Genomic DNA, 15,225 nt, shown 5'->3' on the forward strand with positions numbered 1-15,225 from the left:
ACATGTCCGACATCGAGTTCCGCAAGGTCACCGCGCACATCGGCGCCCAGGTGTCCGGCGTCGACATCGCCAAGCCCCTGGACGCCGAGACCGTCACCGCCCTGCGTACGGCCCTCAGCGAGCACAAGGCCCTGGTCTTCGACGACATCGACCTGGACGACGAGGGCCAGCAGGCCTTCGCCCGCCACTTCGGGGAGCTGACCACCGCACACCCCACCGTGCCCGCCGTGGCCGACGTCCCCAACGTCCTCCCCGTCGACAGCGAGCGCGGCCGCGCCAACCACTGGCACACCGACGTCACCTTCGTCCTCAATCCGCCGCAAGCCAGCACCCTGCGCAGCATCACCGTCCCGCCCTACGGAGGCGAGACACTGATCGCCAACGCGGCGGCCGCGTACCGCAGCCTGCCCGAACCGCTGCGGCTGCTCGCCGACACCCTGTGGGCCGAGCACACCAACGACTACGACTACGCGGTGCCGGACGAGGAGGTCGACGAGGAGAAGGCCGAGCAGCGCGCCCAGTTCACGTCCGTCACCTACCGGACCGCCCATCCGGTCGTACGGGTCCACCCGCTGACCGGCGAACGCGGGCTGTTCATCGGCGGATTCGCCCAGCGGATCGTCGGCCTGTCAGTGGCGGAGTCCCGCAAGATCCTCGAACTGCTCCAGAGCTACGTCACCCGGCCGGAGAACATCCTGCGCTGGCGCTGGTCCCCGAACCAGCTCGTCCTGTTCGACAACCGGATCACCCAGCACTACGCCATCGACAACTACGACGGCCTGCCGCGCCGCCTGCACCGCGTGACCGTCGCCGGTGACGTGCCGGTCGGGATCGAGGGCAAGGAGAGCTATTCGATCGCGGGCGACGCCTCCCACTACACGTCCGTCTACACACCGCCGACCGCATGACACATGAGGGGGCCTGTCTCCACTCGGGGAGAGGCCCCCTCACCCTTTCGCCTCCGTCCGCGCCCGCGCGTACGGAGGGGGGCGAGCTGAAGATCAGCTTCGTGCCGGCCGCGAAGACCCGCCCGGCTGGAGGGGCGGCTCGCGGAGGAGCGGGTGCCGCGACCCCGCCGCCTGGCTGAAACCGAACCGTCACTGCTCCGTCCGCGACCCTCCATCGAGCGCCGCCAGCCGGTCGCGGCACCCGGCTGCCGCGATGTCCGCGCCGAGTTCCTCGTAGATGCCGAGCGCCTCGGCGTACGCCGCCCGCGCCTCGGCCTGATGCGGCATTACGCCTGCCAGGGCGCACAGGATGTCGGCGAGGCCCCGGCGGGAGCCGACGCGTTCGAAGGCGGCGCGGGCCTCGTCGTAGGCGGCGCGCGCCTGGTCCGGCCGGCCGTCGGCGCGTTCGGTGTCGCCGAGCGCGCGCAGCGTGAATCCCAGGCCGCCCGCGTTGCCCAGCTCACGGTGGACGGCGGCGGAGCGGGCCAGCGTCTCGCGGGCCTGCGCGTAGTGGCCCCGCAGGCGCTGTACGTCGCCGAGCCCGCGCAGCATGTCGGCCTCCCCGCGCCGGTCGCCGATGCGGCGGGACAGGTCGCGGGCCCGGACGAAGAGGTCGGCGGCCTCGTCGTGGCGGCCGTCCACCCGGGCCACATGGCCGAGGCCCCTCAGCGCCTGCGCCTGCCCGCGCACGTCACCGATCTCCTCGTACGTCACGAGGGCGGCCCGGTAGCCCTCGTGCGCCTCGATGCCCCCGCCCCGGTTGCGCGCGATGTCGGCCAGGCCCCGCAGCGCCTGCGCCTCGCCACGGCGGTCGGTGAGCCCGGCATACAGCTCGCGCGCCTGCCGGAACTCCCCGGTGCCCGTCTCGTAGCGGCCCTGCGAGACGCTGACGTTGGCCAGGCCCCAGAGCACGTCGGCGCGGCCCGCCCGGTCGTCGAGCTCCTCGTAGACGCGCAAGGCGCAGGTGAAGAGCTCACGCGCATCGTCGTAGCGGCTGCGGGAGCGTTCGGTCTCGGCGAGCCCCCACAGGGCGTCCGCCTGGCCGCGCCGGTCGCCGAGGGCCTCGTACAGCTCATGGGCGGCCCGGTAGTTGTCCCGCGCGGCCGCCAGATCGCCGCGTGTGCGCTCCGTATCGGCCAGGCCCCGCAAGGCGTCGGCCCGGCTGGGCCGGTCGTGATCAGCCATGGCGGCATCCCTCATGGCGGTCCAGATCCTGGCGAGTTCGGTGGTGGCGCCGAGCCCGCCCAGGACGGCGTGCGCCAGTGCGGCGAGGCGTCTGGCGTGCGGGGAGCGGCGTTCGACGGCGGCCACCGTCACGGCGATCAGATTGGTGCGCTCCGCCTCGACCCAGGCCCGTGCGGCACCCGGCTCGCCCCCTCCGGTGGCCAGCGCCTCGCGAGCCGCCTCGCCCCGGCTCAGCTGGTGGGTGAAGAGCCGGTCGAGGGCCTCGTCCCAGCGCTCCTGCGGCTCGTGTCCCACCGCCAGGCTCCGGGCGTACGCGAGGAACAGGTCGTGGAAGCCGAAGCGTCCCCGGCCGTGGCGTTGCAACAGGTGCCTCTCGGCCAGGTCGGCCATGCGACGGCGGCACTCGCGCACCGTCATCCCGGTCATCGCCGCGCACGCCTCCACCTCCAGCTCGGAACCCGGATGCATGGCCAGTACCCGCAACAGGCCCGCCTGCACCGGGTCCACCGCCTCCAGCGCCTGCCAGGACACCGCGAACGCCGCGCCGACCCGCCGGTCGGCGTCGGGAATCTCCAGCAGCGGCGAGTCCGCCTCCCGCATGGCGAGCAGCAGCTCCGCCGGTTCCTCGAAGCGCAGCCGGGCGGCGACCGCCTGCACGGCCAGCGGCAGGAACCCGCAGGCCCGGCAGATCTCCTCCAGGGCGGGGTCGGACGCCTCCTCCGCGGACAGTCCGGCGCCCGCCACGAGGAGCCGTACCGCCTCGTCTGCGGGCAGCACGTCGAGTGCGGTGAGTGTGATGCGGTCGGGGTCGTGCAGCGCGATACGGCTGGTGATCAGGACCAGGCTGCTGTCGTCCCCGGGGAGCAGGCAGGACACCTGGTCGAGCGATGCCGCGTTGTCGAGCAGCAGCAGGCCGCGTCTGCCGTGCAGCCAGTTCCGCCACAGCGCGGCCTTCGCGTCCAGGGTGGGCGCGTCGTCGCCGCGGATGCCCGCCCAGGTGAGCAGCGCCTCCATCGCGGCGTGCGCGTCCAGCGGCGCCCGGTCGGGGGTGTGGCCGTACAGGTCGAGTTCGAACTGCGCGTCGGGGAAGTCGGCGGCGAGCTGGTGGGCGAGGTGGCGGGCCAGCGCGGACTTGCCGACGCCCGGCATCCCGACGATGGCATGCACCAGCTCGGGCCGCCCTGTGAGGTTCCCGGCGACCAGCTCGGGCAGCCGGTGGCGTTCCGCGACCCGGTCCACGATCTGGCGGGGCGGCGCCTTGAGGGTGGTGCGCAGCGCCTCGGCCGGACCCGGCGCGGCCGGTAACCGGGCGGAGTCGGCCGGGCGTTCGGGATCGAGCGCCCGCAACAGCGGGTCCTGGCCGGTCAGTTCCCGCAGCACGTCCCGGAATCCGGGGTCCGCGAGCAGGGCCCGCACGGGAACGGCCGTCAGCCGTCGTCCTTCGTAGGGCCGGTCGCTCCAGGCGACGACGCCCAGCAGGGCGCCGCTCTTGTGCACGACCGCGCTGCCGGACATGCCCGACCACTGGTCCCAGCCGGCCGGCCAGGCGCTCGACACGTCGATGGCGTATCGGTCGCTGCGCGTGTATGTCAGCGGGTCCAGGACACCGCGCACCGTCTCGGTCTCCGTGCCGTCGCCCGTGCTGCGTGCCGCGGCGGCCGACATACCGGTCACGGCGACGGTGACCGGCTCGGTCCCCGTCACCTCGGCCCAGCGCGGCTCGGGTACGCCGTGCGCGCCGGAAACGCTGTGCTCGTCGACGCCGAGCCGCAGTAGCGCCGCGTCGAGCCCGGCGTCCCCCTGCCAGAGGACGGTGCACGGCACGGGGTCGGTGAGACGCACCGCCCCCCGCCCGCCGACGACGGCCCTGACCGTGATGTCCGGCCGGTGCCGGCCGTCCGCGAACGTCACCCCGTGGCGGGAGGTGAGCACCAGCGAGGGCGCCAGCAGCCGCCCGGACGAGAACTCACTGCGTCCCTCGGCGTCCACCGGGCCCGCGGTGACCGCCACGAGGCCCGGGTGCAACGGTGCGGCCCCCTCGTGCACGCCCGTGGCCCCGTCGTACGCGCCTTCGGCCCGCGAAGCCGTCACCGTCGGCCGGAGACCGTGGCGGGATCCCCGGTCAGGGTGTCGCGCACATCGAGCTTGAGGCGCAGCCGGTGGGTCGTACCCTGCGACACCTTCGCGTCGGCGCCGAGCTTGACCACGCCGAGGCGGACGCCACCCGATCCGCCGGCGTCCTTGCGCACCTCGACGAGGAACTCCATCTCCACCTCGGTGATACGGAATTGAAGCCGCGCGTCCTTGCCGTACTCCTGCGCCTGGGCCAACTGCGTACGCAACTGCTCGATCGCCTCGGTGATCTCATTGCCGTCCGTCGTCATCCCATGCCCCCGTCGCTCACGATCACTGCCGCCGCATCCTGCCGCACGGGCCCGGACGCCCGCCAGCCCCTCGGCCCGCCGGGCCCTCACCCGCTCGCCGGAGCGGCGCGAACGCCGACCCCCGGCCGGACCCCTCCTGCGAAACCGCCGCCTTCACCGTGGCCTGCAGCTCAGCCTATGCTGGGGTGACAGTGGGAAACTCAGAAGGAGCCTCCGGGGTCGTGTGCACGCATCAGCGCAGCCGCGTCCGGCCGACCAACATCGGCCCTACTTCTTTCTGAGTTACGCGCACACGCCGGGGTACGGGGCGGGCGGCCCGTACCCCGGCATGTGGGGTGGAGCGGCTCTTCCGTGATCTCTGCGAGGGGCCGCAAGCACGTGCGGGATGTCCGCCTGGTGCACCCCGCGCACACCACGATGGACTGCGCGCGGTGCGGAGCGGGAACCAAGCACGCACTGCCTCTGTCAGAACGAACGTATGCCTGCACCGCGCGCGGAGCCGTATCCCCCAGGGACAGAACTCCGCTCGCGTGATGCTGCTCCGGGCTGGTCTCACCCCGGCCGGTACTGATCGTGGAAGCCCAGACGGGGCGCTGTACGTGCCGAGTCGGCCCACCTGCTGCTCACCCTCGCGGACTATTCACGCTGACCAGCACACCCCCCTCGTTCCCGGGCAGCCGCCAGGGCGGCCGGCGAGTGGCCATCACGATTGGGGTGGTGGGTACGCGTCGGCCGCCCGGGGGGAATTTCCGGGCGGCCGACGTCGGAGACCAACCTGCTGGTCAGCGGCCCTTCAGGCGTTCGACGGCGGCGACGCCGACCGCGGCGAGTGCGATCTGGATGGCGAGTTCGATCCAGTCGATTCCCTTGGTGTCCGCGACGCCTGCGGCGGCGGCGATGGCGGTGCCGACCAGGGCGGCGACGATACCGACGGCGATGGTCCACAGGATGCCGGTGTGCTGGCGGCCAGGCAGGGCGAGCCGGCCCAGCACGCCGATGACGGCGCCGATGACGATGGCGGTGATGATGCCGGAGATCTCCATGCTGTCCCTTCCTCGAAGTCGTTCGCTGCCCGGATGCCCGCCCGCCGCGTGCTCACACACCACGTCGTCCGGACAGAGGTCCTGGCAGTCACGCTCCAGAGGCCATGGGGGCTACAGCTCCAAAAGGGGCTCCAGGGCGCGCAGCTCATGGCGGATCTCGTCCAGGGGCAGCGCCCGTTCGCGGTCCAGGACGAGGTAGATGAAGAGTCCGCCCTCCCGCAGCCGCAGCACAGGCCGGATCATGTGCAGCTCGGTGCCGAGCGTGATCAGGATGTCCTCGACGCTGTCCGGGGCGTAGCCGAGGAGCTCCAGGGTGTACAGCTTGGCGCGCATCACATCGCTGTCTCCGTAGGCGACCTTGTCCATGTCGAGCCCACTGCCGCGATCCAGGGAGCCCAACACCCGGCGCTGCCGGAAATCGACCACCGCCACCCCCGTGGCACCGCCGATGGCCAACGCTTTCTCCAGCACCATCGCGATGGTGTCCATGCCGCCTCTCCTTGCTCGGCCGGCCCGGCGACATTCAGCCGCGCCCGGCCCGACTCACTTCGTCGACCAGGCACCTTAGCGAAAATGGCGCACCTCGTGCGCCCGGGCCCGGGCCTCACCCCGGTGGCCGGTCTGTCTGTCAGGGGTCGTCGTGGGTTGACGGAGTGAGTGCTGGTGGACGGCGGCTCGTTGGCGAGGTGACCCTGGATGCCGTGAGGGGAGCTTGCCTCCGCGAACTCAGGCAGGGGAGCAGGGGGAGGCTGGCGGCTCCGTTGAGCGTGGGGACTCCCGTGGTCAAGGCGTACGTCGGCCGCGTCGGTGCCACCACGGCGCGCCGTCCGGCCGGGATCTGGCCCGGGTGACCCGCGTGGCGGGGGTCTCGCCGATGGCCGTGCCGAAGGCAGCCCGCACTTGGGCGGCCTCCCGGCGCACGGCCTCGTCGAGGGTAGGGTCGCGCGTGACCGCCTCCAGCATGGCCTGGGTGTCGCGGCGGCTGCGGCGGCGCATGTCTTCCTCCTCGTACGGCGTGAGCGGCGCCATGGCGACGAAGTCGCACATCTGCATCCGGGCCGGTGTGTGCCACTGGTCGAGGATGTCGAGCTGTTTCGGGTCCTCGGCCATGGCCCGCAGCGCCTCGATGCCACGCTCGTCGCCCACCCGGCACAGTATCTCCGCGGCGAGGACGCGCTGCTCCCCGGCGACCCGACGCCCGCTCAGCGCGACCGCCGCCAGCGTGGCGCGGGCGGCCTCGGCCGCCTTGGTGGGGACAAGCGTGCCGAGCGCCGCCTGGAGCGTGATGAACGTGCCGCCCTCCGCGCCGCCCCTGCGCGCGATCCGCAGGTATCGGATGGTCAGATCGGTGCCGTGCGCCTCGACGAGGTCCAGCACGAAGCCCGCGTACGACATGTCGGCGCGGGTCAGGCAGGGCAGGCCGTAGAGGCCGAGGACCGCGCGCAGGTTCACCTTCACCACCGACATCGACCAGGTGGCACGCGTGAACGGCCAGGACGGCGGCTTGACCCAGCGGCTGTCGAGCAGGTGCCGTACCTCGCCCGCACGGTCCCAGCGGGTCAGCGTGGCGTATCGGGCCGCGTGGTACTCCATGAACGTGCGGTGCGGAAAGGTGAGGTGACTGCCTTCGACGGTCAACAGGCCGGTGACCGAGAGCATTTCACGCAGGAACCGGTGCCAGTCCGGCGCGGACAGCGGGGCCGGGGGACGGCTGCGCGGATGGTCGGCCAGGGCCTCGTCCATGGTGGCGGCCCCGGTGTGGAGCAGCCGGAAGGCGAGGTGACCGACGAGGTCCGGCAGTTCGTCGCGTGCCGCTGATGCCGCGCGGACCACGGCATCCCGGTCGGGCATGTGCTGGAACGGCCGTGCCAGCGCCTCGATCGCCCTTCGGTGTGTCTCGATGACGTCCTTGTGGGTGTTGTGCGCGTGGACGCGTTCCACGAACTCGCGGTAGACGGCGGTGCGTCCCTCGGGCAGCCGCTCCCCGGGGGCCTGCGCGTACAGACGGCACAGCATCGCCGCCATCAGCGGGATGCGGGCCAGATCGGCGAGGCCCGCCTTGCCCAGCAGCGCGGCGAAGCGCTCCGCGTGCTCCTCGGGGCCGTCCAGAGCGGCGAAGCGGGCGCGCGCGTAGCCGCGCAAGTCCTCGGCGGTGAACGGCAGCAGCTCGAAGCGGGCCGCGGGCGAGGTCGCCGTGTCGAGTTCGTTCGGCGGCAGCGGCCGGGTGGTGACGAGGAATCGGTACGGGCCCTCTCGCGCCGCCACGGCCAGGGTGCGCAGCAGCGCCGCCCGGGCGGCCGGGGCGGGGATCTCGTCGAGGCCGTCCACGAGGACGAGCCAGTCGGCCTTGGGGTGGGGTCGCCCGCGGAAGAAGTCCTCGGTAAGGGTGCCCGGCGCCAGCTGGCCGGCGAGGGCGTCGGAGGCGGCCGCCGCCAGGACGTGGGCGAAGGGCCCCCGGGACGCCAGTTTCACCGCGCGCACCAGCACCGGGAAGGCCTGCCCGGCACTGCGGTTCGCCCGCTCGGCGAGCAGCGCGGCCATTTCGGCCACCTGGACGCGCAGCAGGGTGGACTTCCCGCCTCCGGGCCCCGCGACGAGCAGGCCCGTTCCGCCGGGCGCCGCGAATACTTCGGCGGCGGCCCAGTGCTCCCCGGACACCTTGCCGCCCGGTACCGCAGCCGCCATCCGCTGGGGCACGTAACTGTCGGCCAGGGGCGGGCTGTGCTCGCCGAAGAGGCCCGGGTAGGGATGGACGCGGGCGGCGCGGGCGGCGGCGTCCAGGTAGGCGCCGAGGCGTGGGTCGGGTCCGGGGCCGGGCTCGGCGCGGACGCTTTCCCACAGGGCGTACCAGTAGTCGTAGTGTCCCTGGGCGCGGCCGGGCCCGGCCCCCGACTCGCGCCCGGCCCGGGCCCGGGGCGCGGGCGGCCCCTCGCCTGTGTGCCCGGCCCGGGTCCTCGGCGCCGGCGGGCCGTCGCCCGCCGCGGTCCCGGTCCGGCCCGCCGCGGCGGCCTCCGCCTCCGTCAGGTCGCCCCGGGCCACCAGCATCACCGCCACCAGTGCCCACAGTTGCGCGAAGTTGGACCCCGGCTGCCCCGACAGGCGCTCGGTGAGGCGGGACGCGCTCAGGCGCCGTACCCCCCAGCCGTCGAGCAGCCGGTTGGCGCGGACGACCGCAGTGCCCTTGTCGAGCCCCGACTCGGCGAGCAGCCGACGCAGCCCGGCGCCGAGCGCCCCCTGCCCCGACGCCGCCCGGGACTCCTCGGCCGTCTCGTGCGTCATGAGGTCCCTCCCGCGCACGAGAGGGCGTCCGCGCCGCTCCCCGAGCGTCGGGAACTTCGCTTCCCGGCCCCGCCACCGCCCCGCTGACCTGCGTTCGCGCAGCGGCCCGTCGTTCTCTTCCGGGCGGCGTGACGGCGCCGCGCCAACCCGGTTCCCTGACCGTGGTCCCGGTCGCACCGGCCGGGACCGGGGGTCTGGAAGAGGGGAGTCGGCACATGCTCGCGACGGCATGGGCGCTGGTGGCCGGTCTGGCGGTGGTGGCGGTCACGGTCATCGCGCTCGCCCATCTGGCGCTCAGGGGCAGCGCACCCGCCGAACGCGCGTGTCTGCTGCGCGCGCTGTCCACCGTGTTCCGCGCGCTGGCGGACGTGGTGCGCGCGCTGCGGGGCGGGACCTGACGACGCCGGATGTCTCATGGCCGGGGATGATGCCGGGCGGAGGGGGCGGCTTCGTCCGGATTCACGCAAACGTGACCCCACGGCCGGGGGCGGACGGTGTCGAGAACGGCGCGCACGGCGCACGCGCCGGGCGCCTGTGTCTCACCTCGCGGGTGCGTCCTGGCGTTCAGCACGGGCCTCCCCTTCGGCGCGGCTGACCTGGCGGCCGAACTCGGCACAGGACACCGGGACGTGCTGGACGCCACAGTCCACCGCGTCCTGCTCGCCGCGGCCGCGGCCCGCCTGGCCCGCCGGCCTACGAGCCTCTGCCACGCCGTACGTGACCTCGACGGTCTGGCGAGAGTCTGCGCCCGCGGTCGCGAGCAGGGCTTCTTCGGTCGCTCGGTGGTACACCTCACCCAAGTCCCGGTAGCCAACGCCGCTTTCACCCCGACCGGCCAGGACTGGGCCGCCGCGCGCCGCCTCATGAGGCGCGTCGAGGCAGCACACTCGGCCGGTTCGGGCGCCTGCCTCGACGGAACCGGCGCGCCTTCGAGGCCGCCCGGCGGGTGTCAGGCGGGGCCGGTCGGCGGCCGGGAGTGGGCGGGAGTGGGCGGACCACCTCGGTCCGGATCCGCGGCGGGACCTGGCCGCCCGGGCTCCGGTCGATGCCATGTGACGCAGATCGCACGACTTTCTTCCCCTCCCCGGCAACTCCGCCGTGTGCGGCGGCAACTGAGGGCCGACAGAGCAGTACTCCGCTCCACCTCCGCACAAGGAACCCCACCCCATGCCCCCTTCCTCTCACCGCCGCCTCCCCGCCCGACGCCGTATCGCCCTGCTCAGTACGGGACTTGTCGCTGCGGCGGGTCTCGGCGCCCTGCCGTTCGCCATGCGCGCCGACGCGGGTGCCGTCGATCTCGCACACGCCGGCCTGGCCGCCAAGGACGGCTGGGCGTCAAGCGGCTCCGGCACCACCGGCGGACAGGCCGCCGACGCGGCGCACGACGTCACCGTCACCACCCGGGCCGAACTGGTCAAGGCGCTCCGCGCGGGCCCGTCCGGCGCCCCGAGGATCATCCGGGTGAAGGGCCGCATCGACGCCAACACCGACGACCGGGGCCGCCCGTTGACCTGCGCCGACTACGCCAAGGGCACGGGCTACACGCTCGCCGCCTACCTCAAGGCCTACGACCCCTCGGTATGGGGACGGTCCAAAGTGCCGTCCGGCGCGCAGGAGTCCGCTCGGGCGGCGGCGCAGGCGAGGCAGGCCGAGCGGGTGGGCATCACCGTGCCGTCGAACACCACGGTCATCGGCGTGCCCGGCACCGACGCGGGCATCAACGGAGGCAGTCTGCTGGTCCAGAAGGCGGACAACGTCATCGTCCGCAACCTGACCTTCGCCGACACCCGTGACTGCTTCCCCCAGTGGGACCCCAAGGACGGCTCCCAGGGAAACTGGAACTCCGCGTACGACGCCGTCACCCTGCGAGGGGCGACGCACGTGTGGGCCGACCACAACACGTTCACCGACAGCCCGCACTTCGACGCTTCGAACCCGCGTTACTTCGGCCGTGAGTACCAGGTCCACGACGGAGCCCTCGACATCACCAACGCCTCGGACCTGGTCACCGTCTCGTACAACCGCTTCACCGACCACGACAAGACCATGCTCATCGGCAGCAGTGACAAGGATTCCAAACTCCGTGTCACCCTGCACCACAACGTCTTCCAGGGCATCGTGCAGCGCGCGCCGCTGGCCCGGGTCGGACAGGTCCACCTCTACAACAACCACTTCGACACCACCCCGCGCGACGGCTACACCCACAGCTACAGCGTGAACGCGCGTGCCAACGTGCAGATCGTGGCGCAGAACAACTACTGGACGCTCTCCTCCGACCGGAAGGCGTCCCAACTCCTGTCGGGCGACGGTACGGGCGCTTTCGCCGGCAGCGGGAACATGGTCAACGGCGCGGTCACCGACCTCGTCGCCGCCCACAACGCCGCGAACAGCAAGAAGATCAAGCCCGAGACGAAGTGGAAGCCGGTCCTCGCCGGGGGACTGGAGTCCTCTGCGGCCGGCCTTCCCGCGTCCCTCGCCCGCCGTGCGGGCGCGGGCGTCCTGAGGTGATCCCACCGCCCCGGTGTCCGGGCGGGCGCGCCGGCGCCGCCCGGGCACCGGGGCGGGTCACCGGAGACGAAGCGACCCCCGCACGACATGGAAAGAGCTGACCGAATGCTTGGTATGCTCACCGCCCCCGTCCCCGAAGGCTGGTACGAACACCGGCGCTGGCTCGGGCTGAGCACGGGCACACCCCACGGAGGCTGCGGCATGGCCCTTGACGACGCGTCCGCGGAGTTCCAGGACTTCTTCGAGCGCCACCACGCCGAACTGGCGCGCCTCGCCCACCTGCTGACAGGCGAGGCGCACACCGCCGATGACCTGGCCGCTGACGCCTTCGTCGCCCTCTGGCACCGCTGGGACCGTGTCCGGGGCGCCGACCACCCGGTGGCCTACGCCCGCGGCGTGGTCACCAACATGGCCCGTGCGCGCATCCGCTCCCTCACCCGCGAACGGCGCCGCGTCCACCTCTTCTGGGCAGCCGTCCCGAGCCACGCGCAGCACCCCGACGTGGATGCCGTCATGGACGTGCGCCGCGCGCTGGCGCGACTGCCGTTCCGTAAACGTGCGTGCGTCGTGCTTCGCCACGCACTGGACCTGTCGGAGAAGGACACCGCCCTCGCCCTCGGGACATCCGTCGGTACGGTGAAGAGCCAGACCTCCAAGGGCATGGCCGAGCTGCAGCGCCTCCTCGGGGCGCAGGCCGCCGAGGAACTGAGCGGAACGAGGAACTGATGGAGGACCTGAAGCGCCGGCTCCGGGACGCGGCGGCGGCTCACGAGCCCGACCGGGACGCCATGCTGGCGCGCGTCCGGCACGGTATGTCCCCCCGCCCCCGTCCCCAACGTCGTGCGACCGGGCCCCTGTCCTGGCCCCGCGTCACCCTCGCCACCCTTGCCTCGACGGCAGCGCTCGTGGCGGGCGGATACGTGATCGCCACCACCGTCGGTACGAGCGGCCCCGGCCGGGAGGTCGCCACGGCCCCGGCAGCGCCGTCACCCCCGTCCACGGCGGACGGCGCCCTCACCCCTTCCCGAACACAGGACGGGCCGCTCCGGTCCGACGGCTCTGTCGACCCCCACGCCAACGCCTACTGGGCGCAGAGCAACATCACCCTCCGGACCGGCGCGCCCCTGGGCACGCTCACGCTGGAGGTCCGCATCGTCCAGACGGGGGGTGTGGCCTCCACCGGCGCCTGGCGGACCCTGCCCGCAGGCGACTTCACGCTGACCACCACCGACGAGGGTGGCACCCTCACTTACCGGTGGACCCTCAAGCCGGGCCGGACCGTCCCTCCGGGACAGCACATCTTCGCCGTGCAGTACAACCACGCCCCCGGCTCGCGAGTCGCGACCGCCGATGCCTACACCGCGAAGGCCACCACGACGAAGGGGCAGCAGTACACCGTCACCGGAACGTTCCGCGCGGCGGCGGGCGCAGCGGGCTGACGGGGCCCCGGGCACGCCGTGGGCCACGTCGGGCGGGCCCTCCCAGGCTCGCCCCCCGCGCCAGAAAGTGGATCCGAGGGCCCGGGAGCCACACGACGACGTATCTCCCGTGCTCCCGGGCCCCCTTCTCCCATCGATTCACGATTGACGGTTTACGGGGTCCAGTCGCCCATCCAGTCCGAGACCTCCTGGGACGCGGCCTGGGGGTCGGTCAGGTGGGGCCGGTCGGTGCTCCTCGGACCGGCGCCCGGACCGGTGTTCAGGTACTCGGCGAAGCGGTCGTCCTTCCAGGAGAAGCCTCCCATGTCGCTCCAGGGAGTGCGCTTGATCGCGGCGCTGAGGGTGGAGTTGCGGACGGTGGTCTGGGGGTCGGCAGTCTTGTCGCCGCCGGGATGCCAGTTCCGGCCCAGATAGAAGGAGGACGCGGTCACGTCACCGTTGACCGTGGAGCGGTTGATGAGGATGCCCTTGCGGCCCGCCTGGGTGCTCGGGGCGGTGATGTAACCGGCCGAGGTACCGTTCCAGCGCTTCTTGAGTGTGATGACCGACTGGTCGATCACAACGGTGGCACGGCCGAAGACGAAGTCGACGTTGCCGATGATGTAGGAGTTGGTGACGTACACGCGACCGGGCTTGTCCTTCGCCGCGGTTTCCAGCTCCAGGGTGTCCTGGTCGCCGGTGACGATGAGGCCGTCCAGCACGATCTTGTCCGCGGTCGTGAGCAGGGCGACCGCCTGATGGTCTTTCAGGGACTGGTGCGCGGCCTCGTCGAAGTCGTTGGAGACGGTGAGGTTGCGCAGCTGGGAGTCCTCCGACCGGATGGCGACCGTGGCGCTGCCCGGAGTGCCGTAAGGGCCCGAACCGTCCGGCTTCTGCATGCCGGCCGCGTTGCCGTACACGATCACCGTGTTCTTGCGGCTCGCGCCCGAGCCCTGGATGGTGATGTGCGGCTTGCTCGCCGGAACGTCCACCATCTCGCGGTACGTACCCGGCTTGACCGAGATGACCACACGGGAGGGATTGCCGACGGGTACGGCGTCCACCGCGGCCTGGACCGTCTTGTACTGGCCGGTGCCGTCCTTGGCGACGGTGAGGGTCCTGGTGGCGGCAGCGTTGGTCGCGGCCGCCTGACCCGGGGAACTCCTCGGGCCGGCTCCGGACTTCACCAGCGCGGGCACGTTGCCGGCGGCGTCCGGTGCGTAGCCGTAGTATTTCTTCGGGTCGAAAGCCGCACCGCCGCCGCTCTCGTTGCGTCCGCTCGTGCCGGAGAAGATGTTGCCGCGCTGGACGAGAGCGGCGGTGGCGTCCCTGATCACGGGGTTGTTCATGCCCTGGAAGTAGGAGTTCTCCAGCAGCATCCGCGTCTTGCCGCGTGCGTAGTTGCCATAGGAGGACTTGATGGATGTGCCCGGGGCGTCTTCCAGGAAGTTGTTGTAGAGGTGCGCGTGGGCGGCGTTGTCCGTGGACGGGTTGCGCTGCTCGGTCTCGCGGATCCAGTTGTGGTGGATCGTGATGTCGGTGACGACATTCTGGGTCCATCCGATACCGAAGGCCTTGTTGGCGTTGCTGAGCCTGTTCCAGGACACCGTCACGTACGTGCTGTCCTTGCGGACGTCGATCAGTCCGTCGGCGGTGTGCCGCAGGTCGTTGTGGTCGATCCACACATGGTGGGCGCCGTCCATCTGGATGGCGTCGAAGTCGTGCTCCTTGTCGTTCCACACGCCCTGGTAGGAGTCCCTGATCGTCAGGTTACGGATGATCACGTTGTGAACGCCCTGGCCGAGGAAGAAGCCGCCGCCGACGATGTGCCCCAGGTTCCCGGAGCCGATGATCGTCTTGTTCGAAGCGACCTTGACCTCCTTGCCGACGGGGGCCATGTTGATCGTGCCCGAGACGACGATGACGTACGGCTCCGGGGCAGTGGCGTACTTCTCAAGGTCGGCGAGCGTCCTGACGGTGACAGTCCTGCCACCCCGACCGCCATACGTACCGTTCTGCCCGAGAGCGTTGACCGAGGCGAACCCGTCGGCGGCGGCGGTCGCCCAAGCCGGAGCCTCCGCCGCCGCGGCCTTCTCCTCGTCGCCCACTCCCAGTCCGAACACGGACCCGTACGCCAGAACTCCGGAAGCGGCCAGCACCAGCGGCACGCCGATGGCCAGAGCCCGTTGCGGTCTGCGATGACGGGCCGTGCGGTGGGTCGAACTCATATGAGGTTTCCGTTCCGTGAAGAGGGTCGATCGGTGTCAGGTTGCCGCCGGGGCTCGAAAGGTTGCCGTGCTCGTCGAAAGAACACGCAACGGCTGCCAGCGGTGCTTGCAGCGGTTGCGCGTTCGGCCCGGCCCGGGCCCGACCGGAGGAAGACGCCGCCAGCCACGAACAGCCGGTGTCGCTCCTCGTCGTACAGGTCGGCTCCGTGAGGACGAGGCCGGCGTGTGGGCGC

Annotated in this window: 11 protein-coding genes and 1 pseudogene; 6 read left to right on the forward strand and 6 right to left on the reverse strand. The window is 72.1% G+C overall.

Going from position 1 to position 15,225, the window contains the following annotated elements:
- Positions 1-2: 2 nt before the first annotated feature.
- Positions 3-908, forward strand: coding sequence for a TauD/TfdA dioxygenase family protein (locus ACFWA7_RS05340; protein WP_385821105.1), 906 nt, complete (start codon positions 3-5; stop codon positions 906-908).
- A 189-nt stretch (positions 909-1,097) separates the two neighbouring features.
- On the opposite strand, the gene ACFWA7_RS05345 is transcribed toward ACFWA7_RS05340, so the two are convergent.
- Both ACFWA7_RS05345 and ACFWA7_RS05350 read right to left on the reverse strand, forming a co-directional pair.
- Positions 1,098-4,223 (reverse strand): tetratricopeptide repeat protein, encoded by a 3,126-nt coding sequence (locus ACFWA7_RS05345; protein WP_385821107.1) that lies wholly within the window; start codon positions 4,221-4,223, stop codon positions 1,098-1,100.
- Positions 4,220-4,516 carry a trypco2 family protein gene (locus tag ACFWA7_RS05350; protein ID WP_385538564.1) on the reverse strand — a complete coding sequence of 99 codons (297 nt, stop codon included), beginning with the start codon at positions 4,514-4,516 and terminating at the stop codon, positions 4,220-4,222. Before ACFWA7_RS05350 ends, ACFWA7_RS05345 begins: the two co-directional genes overlap by 4 nt.
- 366 nt (positions 4,517-4,882) lie before the next feature.
- Here ACFWA7_RS05350 and ACFWA7_RS05355 point away from each other — a divergent pair.
- Positions 4,883-5,112: pseudogene (locus ACFWA7_RS05355) on the forward strand (zinc ribbon domain-containing protein); the annotation flags it as partial.
- A gap of 186 nt (positions 5,113-5,298) precedes the next feature.
- Here ACFWA7_RS05355 and ACFWA7_RS05360 read toward each other — a convergent pair.
- From ACFWA7_RS05360 to ACFWA7_RS05370, 3 genes are all read right to left on the reverse strand, one after another.
- A complete protein-coding gene (locus ACFWA7_RS05360; RefSeq protein ID WP_385538563.1) occupies positions 5,299-5,559 on the reverse strand; it encodes a GlsB/YeaQ/YmgE family stress response membrane protein in 261 nt (86 codons plus the stop codon).
- A 111-nt stretch (positions 5,560-5,670) separates the two neighbouring features.
- On the reverse strand, positions 5,671-6,048 hold the full coding sequence (locus tag ACFWA7_RS05365) for a hypothetical protein (RefSeq protein WP_385538561.1): 378 nt from the start codon (positions 6,046-6,048) through the stop codon (positions 5,671-5,673).
- Between the two features lie 294 nt (positions 6,049-6,342).
- Positions 6,343-8,838, reverse strand: a complete 2,496-nt coding sequence (locus tag ACFWA7_RS05370; RefSeq protein ID WP_385821109.1) for an NACHT domain-containing protein — start codon at positions 8,836-8,838, stop codon at positions 6,343-6,345.
- Positions 8,839-9,053: 215 nt separating this feature from the next.
- Between ACFWA7_RS05370 and ACFWA7_RS05375 the strand changes: the two genes are divergently transcribed.
- The 4 genes from ACFWA7_RS05375 to ACFWA7_RS05390 all read left to right on the forward strand — a co-directional run bounded on the left by ACFWA7_RS05375 (position 9,054) and on the right by ACFWA7_RS05390 (position 12,785).
- The gene (locus ACFWA7_RS05375) at positions 9,054-9,236 is read left to right on the forward strand and encodes a hypothetical protein (RefSeq protein WP_385821111.1); all 183 of its coding nucleotides are present in this window, start codon (positions 9,054-9,056) and stop codon (positions 9,234-9,236) included.
- A 769-nt stretch (positions 9,237-10,005) separates the two neighbouring features.
- Positions 10,006-11,346: a polysaccharide lyase family 1 protein gene (locus ACFWA7_RS05380; RefSeq protein WP_385821113.1), complete on the forward strand. Its 1,341-nt coding sequence runs from the start codon at positions 10,006-10,008 to the stop codon at positions 11,344-11,346.
- 201 nt (positions 11,347-11,547) lie between these two features.
- The gene (locus ACFWA7_RS05385) at positions 11,548-12,072 is read left to right on the forward strand and encodes a SigE family RNA polymerase sigma factor (protein WP_385538637.1); all 525 of its coding nucleotides are present in this window, start codon (positions 11,548-11,550) and stop codon (positions 12,070-12,072) included.
- A complete protein-coding gene (locus tag ACFWA7_RS05390; RefSeq protein WP_385538553.1) occupies positions 12,072-12,785 on the forward strand; it encodes a hypothetical protein in 714 nt (237 codons plus the stop codon). The genes ACFWA7_RS05385 and ACFWA7_RS05390 overlap by 1 nt, the downstream gene beginning before the upstream one ends.
- A gap of 152 nt (positions 12,786-12,937) precedes the next feature.
- Here the strand turns inward: ACFWA7_RS05390 and ACFWA7_RS05395 are convergent, their stop codons facing one another.
- Complete coding sequence (locus tag ACFWA7_RS05395; protein WP_385821115.1) at positions 12,938-14,992, reverse strand: pectinesterase family protein; 2,055 nt, start codon at positions 14,990-14,992, stop codon at positions 12,938-12,940.
- Positions 14,993-15,225: the final 233 nt, after the last annotated feature.

It is taken from the genome of Streptomyces sp. NPDC059994 (assembly GCF_042737755.1).
In the GTDB taxonomy this organism is placed as follows: Bacteria; Actinomycetota; Actinomycetes; order Streptomycetales; family Streptomycetaceae; genus Streptomyces.

What these genes read in the sequence shown, in the direction of transcription:
- ACFWA7_RS05340 (WP_385821105.1), top strand. Translation starts at nt 3, where the DNA reads ATGTCCGACATCGAGTTCCGCAAGGTCACCGCGCACATCGGCGCCCAG.
- ACFWA7_RS05350 (WP_385538564.1), bottom strand. Translation starts at nt 4,516, where the DNA reads ATGACGACGGACGGCAATGAGATCACCGAGGCGATCGAGCAGTTGCGT.
- ACFWA7_RS05360 (WP_385538563.1), bottom strand. Translation starts at nt 5,559, where the DNA reads ATGGAGATCTCCGGCATCATCACCGCCATCGTCATCGGCGCCGTCATC.
- ACFWA7_RS05365 (WP_385538561.1), bottom strand. Translation starts at nt 6,048, where the DNA reads ATGGACACCATCGCGATGGTGCTGGAGAAAGCGTTGGCCATCGGCGGT.
- ACFWA7_RS05370 (WP_385821109.1), bottom strand. Translation starts at nt 8,838, where the DNA reads ATGACGCACGAGACGGCCGAGGAGTCCCGGGCGGCGTCGGGGCAGGGG.
- ACFWA7_RS05375 (WP_385821111.1), top strand. Translation starts at nt 9,054, where the DNA reads ATGCTCGCGACGGCATGGGCGCTGGTGGCCGGTCTGGCGGTGGTGGCG.
- ACFWA7_RS05380 (WP_385821113.1), top strand. Translation starts at nt 10,006, where the DNA reads ATGCCCCCTTCCTCTCACCGCCGCCTCCCCGCCCGACGCCGTATCGCC.
- ACFWA7_RS05385 (WP_385538637.1), top strand. Translation starts at nt 11,548, where the DNA reads ATGGCCCTTGACGACGCGTCCGCGGAGTTCCAGGACTTCTTCGAGCGC.
- ACFWA7_RS05390 (WP_385538553.1), top strand. Translation starts at nt 12,072, where the DNA reads ATGGAGGACCTGAAGCGCCGGCTCCGGGACGCGGCGGCGGCTCACGAG.
- ACFWA7_RS05395 (WP_385821115.1), bottom strand. Translation starts at nt 14,992, where the DNA reads ATGAGTTCGACCCACCGCACGGCCCGTCATCGCAGACCGCAACGGGCT.